Origin of the sequence: Labrys sedimenti (assembly GCF_034424805.1) — a bacterium.
Taxonomy (GTDB): Bacteria; Pseudomonadota; Alphaproteobacteria; order Rhizobiales; family Labraceae; genus Labrys; species Labrys sedimenti.
The window spans coordinates 74,058-94,882 of sequence record NZ_JAXOUF010000005.1 but is presented as its reverse complement, the minus strand read 5'-3'; the positions used below and the strand labels follow the sequence as shown (position 1 = coordinate 94,882).

24 protein-coding genes are annotated in these 20,825 nt (G+C 64.4%); 8 read left to right on the top strand and 16 right to left on the bottom strand.

The features are described 5' to 3' along the window. Positions 1-6: 6 nt before the first annotated feature. Positions 7-393 carry a succinate dehydrogenase, hydrophobic membrane anchor protein gene (sdhD, locus tag U1R88_RS17370; RefSeq protein WP_322432369.1) on the bottom strand — a complete coding sequence of 129 codons (387 nt, stop codon included), beginning with the start codon at positions 391-393 and terminating at the stop codon, positions 7-9. 9 nt (positions 394-402) lie between these two features. Beyond that, positions 403-822, bottom strand: coding sequence for a succinate dehydrogenase, cytochrome b556 subunit (gene sdhC, locus U1R88_RS17365; protein ID WP_068291163.1), 420 nt, complete (start codon positions 820-822; stop codon positions 403-405). A 217-nt stretch (positions 823-1,039) separates the two neighbouring features. On the opposite strand from sdhC, the gene U1R88_RS17360 reads away from it, so the two are divergent. Next, complete coding sequence (locus tag U1R88_RS17360) at positions 1,040-1,411, top strand: YkvA family protein (RefSeq protein ID WP_322432368.1); 372 nt, start codon at positions 1,040-1,042, stop codon at positions 1,409-1,411. A 3-nt stretch (positions 1,412-1,414) separates the two neighbouring features. On the opposite strand, the gene modC is transcribed toward U1R88_RS17360, so the two are convergent. Next, complete coding sequence (gene modC, locus U1R88_RS17355; RefSeq protein ID WP_322432367.1) at positions 1,415-2,503, bottom strand: molybdenum ABC transporter ATP-binding protein; 1,089 nt, start codon at positions 2,501-2,503, stop codon at positions 1,415-1,417. Then, complete coding sequence (locus U1R88_RS17350) at positions 2,500-2,955, bottom strand: thiol-disulfide oxidoreductase DCC family protein (RefSeq protein ID WP_322432366.1); 456 nt, start codon at positions 2,953-2,955, stop codon at positions 2,500-2,502. Before U1R88_RS17350 ends, modC begins: the two co-directional genes overlap by 4 nt. A gap of 219 nt (positions 2,956-3,174) precedes the next feature. On the opposite strand from U1R88_RS17350, the gene U1R88_RS17345 reads away from it, so the two are divergent. Then, entirely contained in the window at positions 3,175-4,350 is a 1,176-nt protein-coding gene (locus U1R88_RS17345; RefSeq protein WP_322432365.1) for an NAD(P)/FAD-dependent oxidoreductase, read from the top strand. Positions 4,351-4,499: 149 nt separating this feature from the next. Here the strand turns inward: U1R88_RS17345 and U1R88_RS17340 are convergent, their stop codons facing one another. Together U1R88_RS17340 and U1R88_RS17335 are read right to left on the bottom strand one after the other, a co-directional pair. Further along, positions 4,500-5,006, bottom strand: coding sequence for a disulfide bond formation protein B (locus U1R88_RS17340; RefSeq protein WP_322432364.1), 507 nt, complete (start codon positions 5,004-5,006; stop codon positions 4,500-4,502). Then, on the bottom strand, positions 4,997-5,605 hold the full coding sequence (locus U1R88_RS17335; protein ID WP_068291153.1) for a YqaA family protein: 609 nt from the start codon (positions 5,603-5,605) through the stop codon (positions 4,997-4,999). The genes U1R88_RS17340 and U1R88_RS17335 overlap by 10 nt, the downstream gene beginning before the upstream one ends. A gap of 305 nt (positions 5,606-5,910) precedes the next feature. On the opposite strand from U1R88_RS17335, the gene U1R88_RS17330 reads away from it, so the two are divergent. From U1R88_RS17330 to U1R88_RS17315, 4 genes are all read left to right on the top strand, one after another. Beyond that, positions 5,911-7,329 carry a murein hydrolase activator EnvC family protein gene (locus U1R88_RS17330; protein WP_322432363.1) on the top strand — a complete coding sequence of 473 codons (1,419 nt, stop codon included), beginning with the start codon at positions 5,911-5,913 and terminating at the stop codon, positions 7,327-7,329. Further along, a complete protein-coding gene (locus tag U1R88_RS17325) occupies positions 7,326-8,660 on the top strand; it encodes a S41 family peptidase (protein ID WP_245314852.1) in 1,335 nt (444 codons plus the stop codon). The genes U1R88_RS17330 and U1R88_RS17325 overlap by 4 nt, the downstream gene beginning before the upstream one ends. A gap of 147 nt (positions 8,661-8,807) precedes the next feature. Continuing rightward, positions 8,808-9,800, top strand: a complete 993-nt coding sequence (gene bmt, locus U1R88_RS17320; RefSeq protein WP_322432362.1) for a betaine--homocysteine S-methyltransferase — start codon at positions 8,808-8,810, stop codon at positions 9,798-9,800. Between the two features lie 117 nt (positions 9,801-9,917). After that, positions 9,918-10,412 carry a hypothetical protein gene (locus U1R88_RS17315; protein WP_322432361.1) on the top strand — a complete coding sequence of 165 codons (495 nt, stop codon included), beginning with the start codon at positions 9,918-9,920 and terminating at the stop codon, positions 10,410-10,412. 276 nt (positions 10,413-10,688) lie between these two features. Here the strand turns inward: U1R88_RS17315 and U1R88_RS17310 are convergent, their stop codons facing one another. The 4 genes from U1R88_RS17310 to argH all read right to left on the bottom strand — a co-directional run bounded on the left by U1R88_RS17310 (position 10,689) and on the right by argH (position 14,278). Beyond that, the gene (locus U1R88_RS17310; RefSeq protein WP_322432360.1) at positions 10,689-11,150 is read right to left on the bottom strand and encodes a hypothetical protein; all 462 of its coding nucleotides are present in this window, start codon (positions 11,148-11,150) and stop codon (positions 10,689-10,691) included. Positions 11,151-11,255: 105 nt separating this feature from the next. Beyond that, positions 11,256-12,521, bottom strand: coding sequence for a diaminopimelate decarboxylase (gene lysA, locus U1R88_RS17305; RefSeq protein WP_322432359.1), 1,266 nt, complete (start codon positions 12,519-12,521; stop codon positions 11,256-11,258). 19 nt (positions 12,522-12,540) lie between these two features. Further along, the gene (gene lptM / locus U1R88_RS17300) at positions 12,541-12,750 is read right to left on the bottom strand and encodes an LPS translocon maturation chaperone LptM (RefSeq protein WP_322432358.1); all 210 of its coding nucleotides are present in this window, start codon (positions 12,748-12,750) and stop codon (positions 12,541-12,543) included. A gap of 145 nt (positions 12,751-12,895) precedes the next feature. After that, positions 12,896-14,278: an argininosuccinate lyase gene (argH, locus tag U1R88_RS17295; protein ID WP_322432357.1), complete on the bottom strand. Its 1,383-nt coding sequence runs from the start codon at positions 14,276-14,278 to the stop codon at positions 12,896-12,898. Positions 14,279-14,293: 15 nt separating this feature from the next. On the opposite strand from argH, the gene tlpA reads away from it, so the two are divergent. Further along, complete coding sequence (gene tlpA, locus U1R88_RS17290; RefSeq protein ID WP_425545447.1) at positions 14,294-14,986, top strand: thiol:disulfide interchange protein TlpA; 693 nt, start codon at positions 14,294-14,296, stop codon at positions 14,984-14,986. A 525-nt stretch (positions 14,987-15,511) separates the two neighbouring features. Beyond that, positions 15,512-16,135, top strand: a complete 624-nt coding sequence (locus U1R88_RS17285; protein WP_322432356.1) for a zinc ribbon domain-containing protein — start codon at positions 15,512-15,514, stop codon at positions 16,133-16,135. Between the two features lie 116 nt (positions 16,136-16,251). Here the strand turns inward: U1R88_RS17285 and rlmH are convergent, their stop codons facing one another. The 6 genes from rlmH to U1R88_RS17255 form a co-directional block, all read right to left on the bottom strand. Then, complete coding sequence (gene rlmH / locus U1R88_RS17280; protein WP_322432355.1) at positions 16,252-16,731, bottom strand: 23S rRNA (pseudouridine(1915)-N(3))-methyltransferase RlmH; 480 nt, start codon at positions 16,729-16,731, stop codon at positions 16,252-16,254. Positions 16,732-16,736: 5 nt separating this feature from the next. Then, positions 16,737-17,120: a ribosome silencing factor gene (rsfS, locus tag U1R88_RS17275; RefSeq protein WP_371260350.1), complete on the bottom strand. Its 384-nt coding sequence runs from the start codon at positions 17,118-17,120 to the stop codon at positions 16,737-16,739. Positions 17,121-17,287: 167 nt separating this feature from the next. Further along, a complete protein-coding gene (locus U1R88_RS17270) occupies positions 17,288-17,866 on the bottom strand; it encodes a nicotinate-nucleotide adenylyltransferase (RefSeq protein ID WP_425545450.1) in 579 nt (192 codons plus the stop codon). A gap of 139 nt (positions 17,867-18,005) precedes the next feature. Further along, positions 18,006-19,427 (bottom strand): 3-isopropylmalate dehydratase large subunit, encoded by a 1,422-nt coding sequence (gene leuC / locus U1R88_RS17265; RefSeq protein WP_322432353.1) that lies wholly within the window; start codon positions 19,425-19,427, stop codon positions 18,006-18,008. Between the two features lie 82 nt (positions 19,428-19,509). Continuing rightward, entirely contained in the window at positions 19,510-19,953 is a 444-nt protein-coding gene (locus U1R88_RS17260) for a hypothetical protein (protein WP_322432352.1), read from the bottom strand. Further along, positions 19,953-20,705, bottom strand: coding sequence for a phosphodiester glycosidase family protein (locus tag U1R88_RS17255; protein WP_371260349.1), 753 nt, complete (start codon positions 20,703-20,705; stop codon positions 19,953-19,955). Before U1R88_RS17255 ends, U1R88_RS17260 begins: the two co-directional genes overlap by 1 nt. Positions 20,706-20,825: the final 120 nt, after the last annotated feature.

The following is a 20,825-nucleotide window of genomic DNA, read 5'->3' as shown; positions in this document are numbered from 1 at the left end:
ACTGGGTTACATCCCGAAATTCAATTTCAGCAGAGCGTAGAGGCACGCAGCCCCCACCAGGAGCGAGAAGAAGGTGTTGGCGAGTACGGCCAGGATCTTCAGGCTTTCGGTCTCGACGTAATCCTCGATGATCACCTGCATGCCGGCTCGCATATGGACGATGCCGGCGATGATGAACAGGAACAGCAGGATGGCGACGAGCGGTGACGACAAGGTGGCGATCACCGTGGCTTGGCTGGCATCGGCAAGGCAGATCACCGTCAGCACGAAGGCGATGGTGAGCGGCACCATGGCGGCGCCGGTGAGGCGCTGCAGCCAGAAATGATGGGTACCGGACCTGGCCGAACCGAGGCCGCGCACGCGGCCGAGGGGGGTCTTGAGGCTCTTGCTCATGTCGGATCCTCAGAAGGCCAGCAGGCCGATGATCCAGATCAGGATGGTGAGTACCACCGACCCGATCAGGTTGGCCCAAGCATAGGTGTCGCGTTCGCCCGGTCCGAGGCCGTGGCCGAAATCCCAGATGAAATGCCGGATGCCGCCGAGCATGTGATGCATCAGGGCCCAGGTATAGCCGAACAGGATCAGGAGGCCGATCGGGCTGCCGATCACCCATTGCACCCAGGCGAAGGCCGAGGGGCTGGTCGCCGCGGCCAGAAGCCACCAGACGAGCAGCAGGGTACCGACATAGAGAGCCCCGCCGGTCACGCGGTGCAGGATCGACATCGTCATGGTGATCGGCCAGCGATAGATCTGCAGATGCGGCGACAAGGGACGCGAATCAGCCAGGCCAGATTTGCCAGCGGACGCGTTTGGATCGGCCATCGGAAGGACCTCCAGTTTCGACCCGTTATAATCTTGCTGCGATGCGATATCCTGTCGGCGGGCTCAGTGCAATGGATTAGAGCGCGAATCCCGAGATCCTGGCGGATTTTGGGCGCAGAGCAGCCATGCAGATCTAAATATTTTCATGACGCAAGGGCATGTAGCGCTTGAAACCGCGGAAGGCGGGGCCACATGCTTTCGCGTTGAGGAGGGTACCATGGTCACACAGTCGCGTATGTATGACGATGCCAGCCGTCGTTTCGAGCGGCGCAAGGAGCAGCTCAAGGCCGATTTCCTGCCCAAGCTGAAGCTCGCGCTCGCCCATGTCCCCTTCGCTTCCGATCTTCTGGCCGCCTATTACGCGGTGCTCGATCGCGACACGCCCTTCAAGGTAAGGGCGACGCTGGCCGCAGCGCTTGCCTATTTCGTGCTGCCCTTCGACGTCGTTCCCGACTTCATCGTCGGCCTGGGCTTCACGGACGATGCCGCCATTCTCTATGCCGCCATCCGCATGGTCTCCGGCGCCATCCAGCCGCGCCATCACGAAGCGGCCCGGCGCTGGCTCGACGAGGTGAAGAAGGGGCGCTAGCCCTTACCGCGCATCGATCGAGGCGGCCTTGATCATGGCCAGCACGGCGTCGCCCTGGCCCAGGCCCAGCTCATCCACGGCGTTGCGGGTGATGAAGGCGGACAGCGTGTCCCCGCCGGTCAGTGCGAGATCGACGCGGGCGACCGGGCCGTCATCGGTTGCGACCGCCTTCACCTGTGCTCCCAGCATGGTCCGGATCGACACGGCTCCCGGGCGCTTCATGGCAAGCGAAACGTCGGAGCCGCGCACCACCACCCGCACCTTGGCGCCGGGTGGGCCGGCGCGGCCGGGAATGCTGATCGGGCCGGCGGGATGATCCAGGGTCGAGAGGCCGTAATGCTCGTCATAGCTGCGCACCCGCGCTTCCAGTAGGGAGACCGTCTCGAAGCGCTGATTGGAGAGCGGGCCAAAGAGCGAGCCCGGAGCCGGCGCCAGCACTTCCTGCGGCGTGCCGATGCGGCTGACCTTGCCGGCTTCCAGGACCACGACATGGGCGGCGAGGCGCGCGACCTCCTCCACGGCGTGCGAGACATAGAGAATCGGCACTTTCATCTCGTCGCGCACGCGTTCGATCAGCGGCAGGATTTCGAGCTTGCGCGGGGTGTCGAGGGCGGCGAGCGGCTCGTCCATCAGCAGGAGGCGCGGGGAGGCCAGCAGGGCGCGGCCAATGGCGACGCGCTGCTTCTCGCCGCCCGACAGGGCATTTGGGCGGCGCTCGAGCAGCTTTTCGATGCCGAGCACGCCGACGACCGCGTCGAAATCGAGCTTCGGGCCGGCGTTGCGATTGAAGAAGCGACCATAAAGAAGATTCTGCCGGGCGGTCAGGTGCGGGAAAAGCTGGGCGTCCTGGAAGACCAGGCCGATCCGGCGCCGATGCAGAGCGAGGAAGATGCGCGTGGAGGCCTCGAACAGCGTCTGGCCGTCCAGGCGGATATGGCCGCTGTCGGGCCGGATCAGCCCGGCCATGGCGTTGAGGAGCGTGGTCTTGCCCGAGCCCGAGCGTCCGAACAAGGCGGTGATGCCGCCATCGGAGGTGAAGGCCGATTCGAGCGTGAAGCCGGCGCGGCGGACGATGATGTCGGCCTCGATCATGCCGCGCTCGCCAGATCGGGCAGGGTGGCGATGAAGCGCGAGCGGATCTCCGGGGTCGGCATCAGGCAGCTTTCGCGCTTGCCGAACAGGCGATAGCGGTTGCGGGCGATGCGGTCATAGAGAAAGTCCCTGATAGGCCGGGGGAGGGCCTTCAGCAGGACCACCCAACGCCAGCCCGGTAGGCCCCGGCCGATGGCGATGGCTGCGTCCGCCTTGAAATAGGCCATGCCGTCGCTGACCACGGCGACGGCCTCGGGATCGTCAGGCCGGATGCCGAAGCGGTAGGCGAGCATGGCGCCTGCCTCGCTCTGGACGGCGACGAAATGAAACCGGCCGGCGGCATCGCGGGGGATGACGAAGGCGACCATGCCCGAACACAGCACACAGACCCCGTCGAACAGGATCAGTCCGTCGGGCAGGTCGCTTGCAGGCTGCGGCCGCCATTGGTTCACGAAAAGTCTCCCACAAAATTTTCCTGGGAGCGTGGACGTCCCCGTCCGCTCTTGGAAACACCGCGTTTGGGCAAAGCAGGAGGCGGACGAGGACGTCCGCGCTCCCAGGAGATCCTCATCATCGATCTACCAATCTTCGACCTGTTGCGCATATCCCGTCTCCGATCATAGAAAGGCCGACCCCCGGGTGCAATCGCCCCTTCTGCCAGCGAGTTTCTCGTGACCCCTTCCTCCTCGGACATCGTCATCGTCGGCGGCGCCGCCATGGGCTCCGCCACCGCCTATTTCCTCAAGGTCCAGCTCGGCTTTGCCGGCACCGTCACGGTGATCGAGCGGGATCCCACCTACGCCCATTCCTCGACCACCCTTTCGGCCGCCTCGATCCGCCAGCAATTCTCCACGCCCGAGAACATCCGCATGAGCCTGTTCGGGCTGGAGATCATGCGCGGCCTCAAGGAGCGCTTCGGGCCGGGCGCCGATATCGGTTTCCATGAGGGCGGCTACCTCCTGCTGGCAAGCGAGGGCGGCAAGGCGATCCTGGAGCAGAACTGGCAGGTCCAGCAGGCCGAGGGCACGGCGATCGAACTGCTCGGCCCCGAGGCGCTCAGCCATGAATTTCCCTGGCTCAATCTCGAGGGCATCGCCGCCGGCGCCTATGGCCGCCGGGGCGAGGGCTGGTTCGACGCCCATTCCCTGCTCGATCTCTTCCGCAAGGCGGCCCGGGATGCGGGTGCCGTCTATGTGAAGGACGAGGTGGTGGGTATCGATCACCGGGGCGGCAAGGCCGAGGCCATCAGGCTGAAATCGGGCGGGCGCATCGCCTGCGGCACGCTCGTCAATGCAGCGGGGCCGCAGGGCGGTGACGTTGCCGCCCTCGCCGGCCTCGCCTTGCCGGTCGAGCCGCGCAAGCGCTCCGTCTTCGTGGTGCGCTGCAAGACCGAGCTGCCGCGCATGCCGCTGCTGGTCGAGCCGGGCGGCATCTATATCCGGCCGGAAGGCGACGTCTATATCTGCGGCGGTGCCGAGGACGAACACGGCGAGAAGCGGGCCGATGGCGATTTCGAGGTCGACTACAGCCTGTTCGAGGATGCGGTCTGGCCGGCGCTCGCCGCCCAGGTCCCGGCGTTGGAGGAGCTCAAGCTGGTGAGGGCTTGGGCGGGGCATTACGAATACAACACGCTCGACCAGAATGCGGTGATCGGCCCGCATCCGGCCATGCCTAATTTCTTTTTCCTCAACGGCTTTTCCGGCCACGGCCTGCAGCAGGCGCCCGCCGCCGGGCGCGCGGTTGCCGAACTGATCACGACGGGCCGCTTCCAGACGCTCGACCTGTCGGTGTTCGACTACTCGCGCGTGATCGAGAACAGGCCGGTGTTCGAGCTCAACGTGATCTGAAATGTGGTCATCCGATGCGCGATGCAGCATGCAATGCTGCGTCGCTGACACGGGATCGTAAGACGAAGAAGGTGCTCGAACGGGAAGGTGATCCCGGATCTGCGCCGCATCACTTCGTGCTGCGCCGCGTCCGGAATGACAGCGCTTCCTCAGCCAGACTTGGCCGCGCTCAAAGCCCCCTTCAGCGTGATCAGCACCATCACGGCCATGACGATGGCGTTCCAGCCGGCCAGCGAAAGGCCGAGGATGCGCAGGCTCGGATTGGTGCAGGATACCACTGTGGAGCTGTCGATCGCGTCGAACAGCCCGCCGACATCGGCCGGGTTGGCGCCGATATTGCCCGCGGCGCAATTGGCGGGGCCGAGCCAGTATTCCCACTCTGCGCCCGCCTGGTAGATACCGAGGCCGCAGCCATAAGCGAACAGGATGGCGAGCAGCAGCAGCGCCGCGGCCATGGCCTTCCCGGGCAGCTTGTCGCCGATGAATGCGAGAATGAAGGTGATGGGCACGCCGATATAATAGGGCCAGCGCTGCTCCAGGCAGAGCGGGCAGGGAGCGTAGCCGAAGCCGTGCTGCAGTACCAGGGCGCTGACGATGACGACGAGGCCGATCAATCCGGCCGCCAATGCGGCGCGGGAGCTCAAATTCATTGGCATGTGGCAGTTCCACTCGACGGCATGAGGTGTTCGACGACGAAGAACCCGCCCACCAGTACAACCACGAAGGCGATGGCCACCAGCGTCAGGTTCTTCTCGATGAAGGTTCGGATGCGCTCGCCGAGGAGATTGAGGATCCCGGCCAGGATGAAGAAGCGCGCGCCGCGCGTGAGCAGCGACAGCAGGACGAACCAGAACAGGCTATAGCCGGCAAAGCCCGAGGTGATGGTGACGATCTTGTAGGGGATCGGCGTCAGGCCTTTGATCAGGATGATCCAGCTGCCATATTGGGCATAGAGGCAGCGGAATTGCTCGACGCCGTGCTCATAGCCATAGGCCCGGATCAGCCAGGCGCCGACGGTGTCGTAGAGCAGCCAGCCGATCATATAGCCGAATATACCGCCCAGCACCGAGGTGACGGTGCAGACGGCGGCGTAGAACCAGGCCCTCTTGGGTTTGGCGACCGCCATCGGCAGCAGCATGACGTCGGGTGGAAACGGGAAGAAGGAGCTTTCGGCAAAGGAAACGATGCCGAGAGCCCAGACGGCCCGGGGACTTTCCGAAATGCGGATCATCCAGTCGTAGAAGCGGCGCAGCATGGTCTTTCCTGAACGGCCCTCGGAAGGACCGCACGGTTGAATGGCAGGCGGGCATGACGGCAGTGCGATTGCGGCATGTTCGCGGCGGGATGAGGCCCCTTACAGCATTTTTGGTTGAGAAAGTGCGTCAAGGCGCCAAATTCAGAAAAAATCGCGATTCGCGGGACATCGCGACAGGCCATTTCCCGTTGGCGTCGCCGGCCTGCCCCAGAAAAGACGGGATGACACGCCACTATCCCTCGACAACAATGAAGAATCGTTAACGATTGAAACTTCGTTAACCATATTGGTCGCATCAATCTGGAATGAACCACGACAGCGCAAACTCGATCATCGGCTCCGTCCTTGCCGGGGCGTTGCTGGCGCTGTGCGTGGCCTTGCCGACGGCAAGAGCCGAGACGCCGCCAGCGGCCCAGGCTGTTCCAGCTGCGGCCCCGTCCGCCACCGACGAGGCGGCCGCCAAGCGCCAGGACTCGATGCGTCAGGACCTCGCGCGCATCCAGGGCGAGATCAAACTGTCCGATGAGACCCTGGCCCGCCTGCGCAAGGAGATCCAGGCAATCGGGGCCGACAGCGAGAAGCTGCGCCAGCAACTGGTCGAGACCGGCAACCAGACGCATGAGACCGAAGCCAAGGTGCTGGGGGCGGAGGCGAGGTTGGCTTCACTCGACAGCAACGAGGACAATATCCACGTCTCGCTCGACAGCAAGCGCGGCCTGCTGATCGAGGTGCTGGCGTCGCTGCAGCGCATGGGGCGCAATCCGCCGCCGGCCCTGCTGGTCAGCCCGGACGACGCATTGGAGGCGGTGCGCACGGCGATGCTGCTGGGTGCGGTGCTGCCGGAAATGCGCCAGGAAATGCAGGCCCTCGTGGCCAATCTCAAGGAACTGGCCCGGGTGCGCGGGGAGATCACCATCGAACGGGACACGCTCAAGCAGGCGCTGATCACCCTGGCCGAGCAGCGCACCCGCACCCAGCTTCTGGTCGAGGAACGCCAGAAGGTGCTGGCCCAGGAGCAGAATACCCTCGCCACCGAGCAGGCCCATGCCACCGCCTTGGCGCAGGAGGCGGCCAATCTCAAAGATTTGATCGCCCGCATGGAGCGCGAGGTGGCGCCGGCCAAGCGTGCCGCTGATTCGGCCGATGCGGCGACCAGCCAGGCCCGGCCGTCCCTTGCCGCCCTGCAGGATCCAAGCCGCCTGACCCCGGCCATGCCCTTCGACCAGGCCAAGGGCCTGCTGCGCCTGCCGGTAACCGGTGCGATGCTGCGCGGCTTCGGCGCCGATGACGGCAATGGCGGCGCGGCCAAGGGCATGACCCTGACGGCGACGCCCGGCGCCAGCGTCACCGCGCCCTGCGACGGCTGGGTCGTCTTCGCCGGCAAGTTCCGCTCCTACGGCCAACTCTTGATCATCAATGCCGGTGGCGGGTATCATATCGTGATGGCCGGCATGGATAAGATCAATGTGGGGCTGGGCCAGTTTGTCTTGACGGGCGAGCCGGTTGCCGCCATGGGTTCAGGTCCGTCTCTGGGATCGGATGCCGATCCGGGTTCGCAGGCGGGCTTGGGTAAGACAGATTCGGGAATGCAGGCGACGGCTGCGGCGTTTGGCGGTGCTTCAAGCGCAGGACAACCCGCCCTATATATAGAGTTTCGCAAAGACGGTGTTTCCATAGACCCCACCCCGTGGTGGGCCAATCAAGGCGAGAAGGCACGCGGATGATTCGCAAGCTTCCCATTCTGTTCTGCGGCGTGGCCATGGGCGCGATCGCGACGATCGCGGTAACGCAGCCCCACCTGCTGCTGATGGGCGGTGCCAATGCCGCCGTCACCGACACCTACAAGCAGCTCAACCTGTTCGGCGACGTGTTCGAGCGGGTGCGCTCGGACTATGTCGAGCAGCCCGAGGACGGCAAGCTGGTCGAAGCGGCCATCAACGGCATGCTGACCTCGCTCGATCCGCATTCGAGCTACATGGATGCCAAGAGCTTCCAGGACATGCAGGTCCAGACCAAGGGCGAGTTCGGTGGTCTCGGCATCGAAGTGACCCAGGAGGACGGTGCGATCAAGGTGGTCTCGCCGATCGATGATTCGCCGGCCTCCAAGGCCGGCGTGCTGGCGGGCGACCTGATCACCGGCATCGACGGCGAAGCGACGCAGGGCATGACGCTTCAGCAGGCCGTCGACAAGATGCGCGGGCCGGTCAACACCCCGATCACCCTGAAGATCCTGCGCAACAAGGGCGAGCCGATCGACGTCAAGGTGGTGCGCGACATCATCAAGGTGCAGTCGGTCAAGGCCAAGAAGATGGGCGATGACATCGGCTATATCCGCATCACCCAGTTCAACGAGCAGACCTTCGACGGCTTGAAGAAGAACGTCGACAAGCTGAGCAAGGAAATCGGTCCGGACAAGCTCAAGGGCTACATCATCGACCTCAGGAACAATCCGGGCGGCCTGCTCGACCAGGCGATCCAGGTCTCCGATGCCTTCCTCGAGCGCGGCGAGATCGTGTCCACCCGCGGCCGCCAGGCCGATGACGTGCAGCGCTATTCCGCCCGCGGCGGCGACCTGACCAATGGCAAGCCGGTGATCGTGCTGGTCAATGGCGGTTCGGCCTCGGCGTCGGAGATCGTCGCCGGCGCCCTGCAGGACCACAAGCGCGCCACCATCCTGGGCACGCGTTCCTTCGGCAAGGGCTCGGTGCAGACCATCATCCCGCTGCAGGGCAATGGCGCACTGCGCCTGACCACGGCGCGCTACTACACCCCCTCCGGGCGCTCGATCCAGGCCAAGGGCATCGATCCGGAGATCGTGGTGCAGGAGAACGTGCCCGACGACCTCAAGGGCAAGGACCAGACCAAGGGCGAGTCCGGCCTCAAGGGCCATCTGGCCAATCCGGATGCGGACAAGACCGAAGAGGGCGGGTCCTCGGCCTATGTGCCTGCCAACGAGAAGGACGACACCCAGCTCAACAAGGCGATCGACCTGCTGCATGGCGTGCAGAAGAGCGCCTATTTCCCGCCGGATCCGAAGGCCGGCGTGCCGAACTGAGGCCGTCTCGTCCACTCAGCGCTTCTGCAACGCCGGGCTTGTCCCGGCGTTGCTGTTTTAGGGGCGAGGCCGTTCCCGGACATTCGTGCTTGAATCGTTGCGGCAAAGGCCTATGTGGAAGCATGGTTTCTTGATGAAGGACACGCCATGCGCCTGACCGAACTTCTGGCTCAAAAGCCCGTATTGCTCGCAGACGGGGCCACAGGGACCAATCTGTTCGAGATGGGCCTGATGTCGGGCGATCCGCCGGAGATGTGGAACCTCGACCATCCCGACCGCATCCACGCTCTGCACCAGTCCTTCGTCGATGCCGGGGCCGACATCATCCTCACCAATTCCTTCGGCGGCAATCGCCGGCGGCTGGCGCTGCACAAGCTCGACGGACGCGTGAAGGAGCTCAATGCCGCCGCCGCCCGCGTTGCCCGCGAGGTCGCCGACGGCGCTGGGCGTCCTGTGGTGGTGGCGGGTTCCGTCGGCCCGACGGGCGACCTCTTCCAGCCGCTCGGGCCGCTGACCGAGGACGAGGCTGTCGAGATCTTCGTCGAGCAGATCGAGGGCCTCAAGGAAGGCGGCGCCGACGTGATCTGGATCGAGACGATGTCGGCTGCCGAGGAGATGCGGGCCGCGGCCAAGGCTGCCGTCAAGGCCGGCATGCCCTATACGGTGACGGCGAGCTTCGACACGGCCGGCAAGACCATGATGGGCATCCCGCCCGCGGCCATGCCGGAGGTGGCCGGCGGCGTCGATCCCAATCCCGTCGCGGTGGGTGCCAATTGCGGCGTCGGCGCTTCCGATCTCCTGGTCTCGGTGCTGTCGATGACCGAGGCCAATCCCGATGCCGTGATCATTGCCAAGGCCAATGCCGGCATTCCGCAGTTCCATGGCGACCATATCCATTATTCCGGCACGCCGGAGCTGATGGCGAACTATGCGCGGCTCGCCATCGATGCGGGTGCCCGCATCATCGGCGGCTGCTGCGGCACCTCGCCGGCCCATCTCGCCGCCATGCGCCAGGCCATCGACGGCCATGTCCGCGCCGAGCGCCCCGATACCGCCAAGGTGATCGCCGAAATCGGCCCATTGGTCGCCCCGCCCAAGGCCGGCGGCGGCGAAGAGGCGCGGCGCCGGCGCCGGCATTGAGCCGGCCGCGCTGGTTCCCTGCAGAACAGCCGGCCCGGGCCAAGCAACCTAAGACAGGACAGCCATCGCGCGGAGCCTCTCCGCCGCGATGGCGTTCATATCGACAAGGAGAGGCCGATGCGCCGCCTGATCCGTTTCTGCGCCCTGATCGCCCCGCTCCTGAGCCTCACCATTGTTACCGGGCCGGCGGCGGCGCGTGACTGGAGCGACTACGCCAATGCGCGTTTCGGCTACCGCATCTGCTATCCCGCTGACCTCATGACGGCGGAGCCCGAGGCCGACAATGGCGACGGGCGCGTCTTCTCGGCCCCTTCCGGCGCGAGCCTGCGGGTCTGGGGTTCCTACAATGCCGCGGAAGAAGACATCGATGCGATCGTCGCCGGTATCGCCGATGACGGCAAGATCACCTATCGCAGTGCGGCCAAGAACGGCGTGGTGGTCTCCGGCCGGAAGGGTGGCGAGATCTTCTATGCCAAGCTCCTGCTGGAGAAGGACGCCAAGGGCGCTGTCGAGACCATCCGCGCCTTCCGCCTGACCTATCCGGCCAAGGAAGCGGCGACCTATGATGCCGTCGCCGCCAGGCTGGCCAAGTGCTTCGGCATTGCCAGGTGAGCACGGAGCAAGCGCGGATCAAAAAGGGCTGATCGAGGGACCATTTCCCGCAGAAATTGTCGGGGTAGCGTAGCCCCTCACCCGTACCCTCTCCCCGTAAGAACGGGGCGAGGGGGACTTTGATCGCGTATTTCATATACAACCCCGATCGTCTCGCTCAACCGTCGGGCGAGATGAAGGGTCTGAGGATCGAGCGCGACGCCCGTGCGTCCTCGCCCCGTTCTCACGGGGAGAGGGTACGGGTGAGGGGCCGCACTGCGCTACAAAGCAATCTTCCTACAGACCGCAGGCCTTGGCCAGCGCGGCGGCTCCCTTGGCCACGCCGGCCAGCTTGATCCTCTCGCTCTGGCCGCTGAAGGCGATCTTGAGGGTACGGCCCTTGCCGAGAACGACGGTCCAATCCGGATCGAAGGCAGCCTTGGCTTCCAAGGTGAGCCCGCTCAGTTCGTCTTCGACCGCCTGCATGGGCACATCGACCTGCCCGCCGTCGGAACTGAAACTGACCACGCCGCTCCAGCCCTTGCGGATCTTGTCGGCGCCCGGTCGATAGGTGATCGAGAAGGCCTTGCCCTCGGGTTCACAAAAAAGGCCGAGCGGCTGGTCGTCTGTGTCGGGCACTTCATAGGCCACCACCACCGATTCCGGCGACTGGCGGAGCTGCCAGCGATAGGCGTCCGCCAGCGCGGGAGTGGCCGCGGCGACACTGGCGAGAAGGGAAAGTGCAAGGAGACTGCGCATGGGTCCTCGGAGTTCCAGAAGGAATGACGGCCTTACGACAGGATCGGGGAGCGGGCTGTTACCGGGAACACTCGTTGTTCCCGGTAACAGATTCTGTTCCAGGGATCACAGCCAGTCCGGCACCTTGTCGAGCCCGAGCAACTCGTCATAGCTCGGGCGGGGCCGGATCACCGCGAACTTGTCGCCGTCCACCAGCACTTCCGGGATGAGGGGACGGGTGTTGTAGGTGCCGGACTGCACGGCGCCATAGGCGCCAGCCGACATCACCGCCACCAGGTCGCCACGCTCCACCACCGGGATGTCGCGGTCGAGGGCCAGATAGTCGCCGGTCTCGCAGACCGGGCCGACGACGTCGGCCGTCACCATGGCACCGCCGAGGGGACGTTCCTTGATTGGCCAGATCGCATGATAGGCTTCATAAAGCGTCGGGCGGATCAGGTCGTTCATGCCGGCGTCGACGATGACGAAGGTCTTGCCTTCGCCCTCTTTCACGAACGCGACCTCGCTCACCAGGATGCCGGCATTGCCGGCGATCAGGCGCCCGGGTTCGAACACCAGGGTGGCGCCGAGATCCTTGGCATAGCGCTTGACCACCGCGGCATAGTCGTCGGGATGGGGCGGCGGCTCGTTGTCGTCCCGATAGGGAATGCCGAGGCCGCCGCCGAAATCGATATGGTCGACGACATGGCCGTCGGCCCTGAGGTCCCTGACCAGGCCGACCAGGCGTTCGATCGAGGCGTCATAGGGTTCGAGCGCGGTGATTTGGCTGCCGATATGCATGTCGACGCCGGTGACCAAGATACCCGGCAGCTTGGCCGCGCGGGCATAGATGGCGCGAGCCTGCGCGATCGGAATGCCGAACTTGTTCTCGGACTTGCCGGTGGAGATCTTCTTGTGGGTCTTGGCGTCGACATCCGGGTTGATGCGCAGCGACACCCGGGCTATCCGGCCCTTGGCGCTGGCGCGCTGCGACAAGAGCTCCAGTTCCGGCTCAGACTCGACATTGAAGCACAGGATGTCCTCGTCAAGCGCATAGTCGATCTCGCGCACGAGCTTGCCGACGCCAGAGAACATGATCTTGCTGGCGGGTACGCCGGCGGCGCGGGCGCGGCGCAGCTCGCCCTCCGAGACCACGTCCATGCCGGCGCCGAGCTTGGCGAGCAGGCGCAGTACGGCCAGGTTCGAATTGGCCTTTACTGCAAAGCAGACCAGGGAGGGCACGTCGGCGAAGGCGCCCGCGAACACCTTGTAGTGCCGGCGCAGCGTGGCGGCCGAATAACAGTAGAAGGGCGTGCCGACCGCGGCGGCGATCGCCGGCAGTGCGACATCTTCGGCATGAAGCACGCCGTTGCGATAGGTGAAGTGATGCATGGTCGGGTTCGGTTCAAAATCAGTTCAACAGGAAGTCCATCGGCAGCTTGCGGTCCGGTTTCACATAGCCCGGATCCTTTTTCCTGCTATAGCCATTGCCGTTGGCATCGCCGTCCTTGACGTGCTGCTCGGGCGGCGGCTCGAGCCTGCCTTTGCGGCCGCAGCCGGCCAGGCCAAGCGTGGTGACCAGCGTCAAAGCGAGCGCGATACGGAACGCGTTAGCAGCCATGGGGTACTCCAGTGTTTGACGCTGTGTAGCACGAATTTTGATTTGGGAACGCGAATCCTGGGGCAGCAGGCGTCTCGCCTGCTCTTCCCATCCTGCCGTCGCGATGTTGCCGGGAGCAGGCGAGACGCCTGCGGTCCCAGGAAGATTACTTCGCCAGCGCCTTCAGCCACTTCCTGGCCTGGGCCTTGACGTTTGCCGGCGCCGTGCCGCCATAGGAGGTGCGGCTGCGGACCGACTTTTCCACGCCGAGCACGGCGAACAGGCCCTGATGGATACGCGGCTCCACCGCCTGCATTTCGGCCAGCGACAGCTTCTCCAGCGGCAGCTTGGCCTCGGCGGCGATGCCGACCAGGCGGCCGGTGACGTGATGGGCCTCGCGGAAGGGCAGATTGAGTTCGCGCACCAGCCAATCGGCGAGGTCGGTGGCCGTGGCATAGCCCGAGCCCGCTGCCGCCTTCATGCGCTTGAGGTCGGGCACCATGTCCCTGACCATACCGGCCATGGCTGCCGTGCACAGCGATAGGGTCTGCAGCGCGTCGAAGGCCGGTTCCTTGTCCTCCTGCATGTCCTTGCCATAGGCGAGCGGCAAGCCCTTCATCATGGTGAGGAGGCCGACCAGCGCCCCAATGACGCGGCCGGCCTTGCCACGGACGAGCTCGGCCGCATCGGGATTGCGCTTCTGCGGCATGATCGAGGAGCCGGTGGTGAACTTGTCCGACAGGGCCACGAAGGCGAATTGCGGCGTCGTCCAGATCACGATCTCCTCGGCGAAGCGGGAGAGGTGCATGGCGGTGATCGAGGCGGCGGCGAGTGCCTCCAATACGAAGTCGCGATCGGAGACCGAATCGAGCGAATTGGCGGTGGGGCGGTCGAAGCCGAGCGCCTTGGCGGTGGCGTGGCGGTCGATCGGGAAGGAGGTGCCGGCCAGTGCCGCGGCGCCGAGCGGGCATTCGTTGAGGCGCCTGCGCGCATCGGCGAAACGGCCGCGGTCGCGGCCGAGCATCTCGACATAGGCGAGCAGGTGATGGCCGAAAGTCACCGGCTGGGCCGATTGCAGATGGGTGAAGCCCGGCATCACCGCGCCAGAGAAGGCGAGCGCCCTTTCGGCGAGTGCGGTCATCAGGTCTTTCAACTGGGCGTCGAGATCGTCGATGGTGTCGCGCACCCAGAGCTTGAAATCGGTGGCGACCTGGTCGTTGCGCGAGCGGGCGGTATGCAGCCGCCCGGCGGCCGGCCCTGCGATTGCCGCAAGCCGCGATTCGACGTTCATATGGATGTCTTCGAGCGCGCGCGAAAAAGTGAACGAACCGCTCTCGATTTCGCCGCGGACCAGCTCTAGACCGTCCGCGATGGCCTTGGCATCGGCGGCGGCGACGATCCCCTGCTTCTCCAGCATGGCGAGATGCGCCAGAGAGCCGCGGATGTCCTGGGCCCACAGGCGCTTGTCAAAGTCGATCGAGGCGTTGATCTCTTCCATGATCGCGTCCGGTCCCGACTGGAACCGGCCGCCCCACATTTTGTTGCTCATCTGGATAGGCTTTCAGTGAACGAGAATAGTCGGCAGGAACATTCCGAGAGTCAGCCACCGAAAAGTCAGCCGCCCCTGGGACCGAACCGGCGCTGGCTGATCGGCGCGGCAATCCTGGCGGGAGCCGTGGTGGGTGTCGGCGCGGTATACGGGACAAAGGGCGGCTCGGGCAATCAGGAAAGCGCGTCCTGCCCCGCTTCCACGGCGATTGCCGCCCGCGTCGACCCTCTGGCCAAGGGGGAGGTGGCCGCCCTCGCCGTCTCCAAGGCGCCCCAGCCGCTGGTGCCGATCAGCTTCCAGAAGGCGGATGGCAGCAAGACGACCCTGGCCGATTTCAAGGGCAAGACCGTGCTGCTCAATCTGTGGGCGACCTGGTGCGTGCCCTGCCGCAAGGAAATGCCGGCCCTCAACCAGTTGCAAGCGGATCTCGGCGGCAAGGACTTCGAGGTCGTGGCCGTCAATATCGACACGCAGGGCCCCGAGCGGGTCGATGCCTTCCTGAACGAGACCAAGATCGACAAGCTGCACCGTTATGCCGATCCCTCGACCGGCATTCTGCAGAGCCTGCGCAACGAAGGCCTCGGCCAGGGCCTGCCGACCTCGGTGCTGATCGACAAGCAGGGCTGCCGTATCGGCGCCATGGCCGGCCCGGCCGAATGGGCCAGCGAGGATGCCAAGGCACTGATCAGGGCGGCGATCGGGTCGTGATGGTCACGTCATCATGGACAGGATAGGAAACCGGAGCGGACGGTAAGTTTCGAATTTCCGCCGTCTCCAGCCCTCTACGTCGGTGTATTTTCTCGCCGGGATGCTCTGTGTCCGTGGAAGTCCATGGGAGAGTCGGTTTCGGATAATTCCCATCGCGTTTTGCGATTTGATGGAGTGTATTTGCTCACGGGGGTCATCCCGGACGCGCCGCAGCACGCAGTGGTGCGGCGCAAATCCGGGATCGCAAGACGAAAAACACTCAATTTCGACGCGGTTCCGGGTCTGCATTGCATCATTTTATGCTGCAACGCGCCCGGAATGACGGGGGTGAACAAATACGATGGAGTCACCAAGGATCGTAAAGACGCGTCCTTCCAAAGAGTTAGGGCAAACAAGCATCACACTTGAATGCACTTTGCTCTAGCCATGAAGAGCTCAGAACTGTTCCCCAGGGTGCATTGATCTGAATAGCGCCAAGGCTATTACTGATCCATGACCTGATGGTTTACCGGGTGGAGCAGAGGTATGATTATCTGGGGATCCAAAGGCCGGATCCGAAGCATCGGCCAGGGTACGTTCAATTGTCCCCATTGTGCGGCACCGCGCCAATATGAGCACAAGAAGACGGAACGGTGGTTCACTCTCTATTTCATTCCGATCTTCCCCACCTCCAAGCTCGGTGAGCACATCGAGTGCAACAGCTGCGGTAAGGCCTATACTTCGGCTGTGCTCAGCTATGATCCGGCGCGCGAGCAGGCCGAGCACGAAGCGCAGATTGCCGGCCAATGGCGCACGGCGATGATTGCGGTCGCCTGTGCCTTCGGCGTGCCGAATGAGGCGCAGGCCAAGGCCATAAGCGACGGCATCGCCCGAACCTGGCGGCAGGATAGCGATCCGGCCGAGATCCTGGCAGATTCAGCCCAGGCGCCCGCGGGCGGCATGTCGGGCGAGGAGGTGCTGGGGCGCCTCGGTGATCTGCCCCACACCCTCGGGCATGCCGGCAAGGAGGGCTTCCTGCAATCGGCGCGCGAGGTGCTGCGGGCCGGCCGTGGCGAAGACGAACGGCAGCGGGAACTGCTCACCCGCATCGGCGGCAGTCTGGGCATGAGCGACGCCCATGTACGGGGCATCCTGGTCTCGCCTGCCTGACACCGGCCAGTTCATGCTACGGCGACCAATCTGCCATGGATGTGGCTCGCTGCAATCCAGCCCTTGATGCCGCCGCTATTGTTGCCGATCAGGACTGGTCTTCGCCCCGGGGCAATTCACACCCGATGATAGGGGTGGCCGGCGATGATGGTGGCGGCGCGATAGAGCTGCTCGGCCAGGAGGATGCGCACGATCTGGTGCGGCCAGGTCATCTTGCCGAAGGACAGCGACAGGATCGCGCGCGACCGGATCGCGTCACCATGGCCATCGGCACCGCCGATCAGGAAGGCGAGCGATTGGGTTCCATTGTCCCGCCAGCCCGCGATCTTCGCGGCGAAGGCCTCGCTGCCGGGCGAATTGCCGGTTTCATCCAGCGCAATGATGGCGGCCTGGCCGGCGGCGGCGAGCAGCTTGTCGGCCTCTTCGGCCTTGCGGTCCTCGGGGCGCCGCGCGCGGCTTTCGTCGATTTCGATGATATCGAGCGGCCCGAGGGCCAGGCTTCGGCCGCTGGCGTTCAGCCGCTCGGCATAACGGGCCACGAGATCGCGTTCCGGGCCGGCTTTGAGCCGGCCGACGGCGCAGATCATCAGGCGCATTCAGGTCAGCTCGGAAGCAGTTCGTTCGGGCGGCCTGACGACCACATCTTCTCGAGATTGTAGAAGGCACGGACCTCAGGGCGGAAGACGTGCACGATGACGTCCCCGGTATCGATCAGCACCCAGTCGCAGACCGGGACGCCTTCGATGCGGGGATTGCCGTGTCCGTTTTCCTTGAGATCCTTGGCGATGCGATCGCCGATCGCAGCGACATGGCGGGCCACCCGTCCTGTCGCGATGATCATGACGTCGGCGATTGCACTCTTGCCGCGCAGATCGATTTCCACAATCTCCTCGGCCTTCATGTCGTCGAGGCCATTGAGGATCAGGCGAACCGTAGCTTCAACGTCCGGGCGGATCGCTCGGCTCACGGGATGAAGCGGAATCACGTCCGCTTCGCGTCTCACCAACGTGGTCAGGGGCACACCCTCTTGCTCATTGATTCGCGGACCTCCGCGAATTCCACTCGCTCCACAATATTAGCAAGCCATCGCGTCGATTCAATGACGCCAATAGAATTAAGCCTGCTCCGACATGGTTAATAAGTGGTTAATTTTTACCTTGTGGGCAAGCCCTGGCCGCTGGCCCGCAAAGCGGTGGAGGAATTGGCGTCGAGCGGCGCGTGCAGGAAGATCCAGGCGGGCGGTCGCCGATATTTCAGCGTCGTGGCCTGATGCTCGGGAACACGGTAGGCGGCAAGCCCGCGGGCGGCCTTGGCAAGCGGGCCCTTGGTGGTGGCGCCCGGGCGGGCCACCACGGCGATTGCCACCCGCGAGGCGATGGCCTGCCATTGCTGCCAGCGGTGGAAGCCGGCGAGATTGTCGGCCCCCATGATCCAGACGAAGGTCACGCCCGGGCAGCGGCGCTGCAGCCAGGCGATGGTGTCATAGGTGTAGCGGGTGTGGATATCGGCCTCGATGCCGGTCACCTCGATGCGGGGGTGGTCGGCGAGCCGGCGGGCGGCGGCTACCCGCAGTTCCAGCGGGGGCAAGGCACGGTTGTCCTTGAGGGGATTGCCCGGCGTCACCAGCCACCAGACCCGGTCCAGCCCGAGCCGCGTCAGCGCGACCAGGCTGGCATGGCGATGGCCGTCATGGGGCGGATTGAAGCTACCGCCGAACAGCCCGATGGTCATGCCCGGGGCAAAGGCCGGCAGGCGGCGGGCATCGGCGGGCGAGAGTTTGGGTATGAGGACTTGTTCGTGCACGGTCGCGCCGCCCCTCACCCTTACTCTCTTCCCGTAGATGAGAAGAGCGCCCGAGGGCGCTGCCCTCTTACGCGTTGGCCGCGATCTTTTCCCATTCGCGGATGTCGACGAAATGGCCGGCGATGGCAGCAGCGGCGGCCATCTGCGGCGAGACCAGATGGGTCCGGCCCTTATAGCCCTGGCGCCCCTCGAAATTGCGGTTCGAGGTCGAGGCGCAGCGCTCGCCCGGCTTGAGCTTGTCGGCGTTCATGGCCAGGCACATCGAGCAGCCCGGCTCGCGCCAGTCAAAGCCGGCGGCCCGGAAGATCTTGTCGAGCCCTTCGGCCTCGGCCTGCATCTTCACCAGGCCCGAACCCGGCACGATCATGGCGTTGACGTTGGCGTTGACGGTATGGCCGGCGATGACCTTGGCGACGGCCCTGAGATCCTCGATACGGCCATTGGTGCAGGAACCGATGAAGACGCGGTCGAGCTTGAGGTCCTGGATACGCTCGCCGCCCTGGAGGCCCATATAGGCCAGAGCGCGTTCAATCGCGGACTTCTTGTGCTCGTTGGGCGCATCCTCGGGACGCGGCACGAAACCGGTGATCGAGGCGACATCCTCGGGGCTGGTGCCCCAGGTGACGATCGGCGGCAGGGCCGCAGCGTCGAGCTTCACCTCACGATCGAAATGCGCGCCTTCCTCGGTGTAGAGCGTGTTCCAATAGGTCAAGGCCCGATCCCAGGCCTCGCCCTTCGGTGCCTTGGGACGATCCTTCAGATAGGCGTAGGTCTTCTCGTCGGGAGCGATCAGGCCGGCGCGGGCGCCGCCTTCGATCGACATGTTGCAGATGGTCATGCGGCCCTCCATCGAGAGGGCGCGGACGGCTTCGCCGGCATATTCGAGCACATGGCCGGTACCACCCGCCGTGCCGATCTCACCGATGATGGCCAGGATGATGTCCTTGGCGGTCACGCCGTCCGGCAGCACGCCGTCAACGGTGACGCGCATGTTCTTCGCCTTCTTCTGGATCAGCGTCTGCGTGGCGAGCACATGCTCGACCTCGGAGGTGCCGATGCCATGGGCGAGAGCGCCGAAGGCGCCATGCGTGGAGGTGTGGCTGTCACCGCACACGATGGTGGTGCCGGGCAGGGTGAAGCCCTGCTCGGGGCCGACGATGTGGACGATGCCCTGGCGCTTGTCGAGCTCGGAATAGTACTCGACGCCGAAATCCTTGGCGTTCTGGGCCAGCGTGTTGACCTGCATGGCGCTTTCGGGATCGTCGATGCCCTTGGAGCGGTCGGAGGTCGGCACGTTGTGGTCGACCACGGCCAAAGTGCGCTGCGGCGAATGCACCTGGCGGCCAGAAACACGCAGGCCCTCGAAGGCCTGCGGACTGGTCACCTCATGTACGAGGTGACGGTCGATATAGAGCAGGCTCGTCCCGTCGACGGAGGTTTCGACGACGTGATCGTCCCAGATCTTGTCATAGAGCGTGCGGGGAGCCATGGTCTTTCCTGCGTGTGACGTGATTTTGACGGCTGATGTAGTCAAAAATGCCCGTCTGGAAAAGAGTGTAAAAACTAACAGCCTAACCAGGTAGTTTGGCGACTTCTTCAATGAAGCGCTTTCCCAACCAATCTAGATGATCCGGTGCGTTCTCGATGAACGCCTCGATCGTAGGTGCCTGAAATTCGCGTGAATCGAACACATCCCAACCGACTTGATTGCTGGACCAGCCGATTTCGGCTTCACCCTGCCATTGTTCCATCGTGTGGCGCATGAGGAACTGCATGCCAAGGGCCTGCTGCCTGGAAGCGATCGGCGCTTTGATATCCGCGTTCAGATATAGGAATAGGACCTTGCCGTCGGCGGTGTAGTCGATAGGCCCGTTGTCGGATGGCACGATCGAGATTTCGAGATTATGGAGGCTTTGCTTCTTCCTTGCCTCCTTCATCGCTTCAACGAAGGCTCGATGGGCTACAGCGAGAAAGCCCATGAAATCCAGTACTGCCTTGGTGGATTCTGCGGCCATCACGGCCCCTCTGTCACCCCCACCATAGGCCCCAGCGTGGTCCAGCCGCCGATGGCCGGCATGGGGGGCGCGTAGAGGGTGGAGATCGAGCCGTCGAGAAAGAGGGCGTTCTGGGTGCCCAGGCGGTCGCGGAACAGCTCGGCGAAATCGTGGAAGCTCACCGGCTCGGCCGAGATGGCGAAGATCACGATCTTGCCGTCACGCACGCCCACGCCGTTGCGGATCTTCTCCGAGGGGCCGTCTGGCTGGATCTTCGGATGGATCTGGCCGTCGATCACCAGCATCGGGCCCGATTGCGTGGCGAAGCGGGCATTGATCCGGGCTTTCAGGAACCGGCTGGTCTCCATCACGCCGGCCTTGCCGTCGCCGAAATAGAACACACCATTGGGCTTGAGATGGAAATTGCCGAAGCCGTTGCGGGTGTTGGCGTTGTGCAGGATGCGGCCATTCTCGACATAGAGGCCGACGGGGCCGAGCGCCTTGTCGTACATGCCGGCATTCATGGCGAAGATCAGCTTCTTGCCCTGGGTATCCAGTTCCTGGGCGAGCCGGCTCGGGCTGCCGAGTGGTGTGCCGTCGGCGCCGCGCCAATAGAGGGCCAGGCTGTCGTTCGACAGATCGAAGCGGCACACAATATAGCTGCGCCCCTTCGAGGTCATGTCCTCGCAGGCAGCCTCGGCCGCAGCGGCCGAACCGATCAAGGCGGCGATGGTTGCCAGGCCCAGCAGGGCCCGGCGTAGGAACGACGGCAAGCAACAACTCCCCAGAGCTAAGCGCATTTTCAGCAGAAACGTTTTTACTTTAACTCTTTGATTCAAAGCGATTTTGCGACTCGAAGCGATTCGGTCAAATCGCAAAACGCCTCAGGCGAA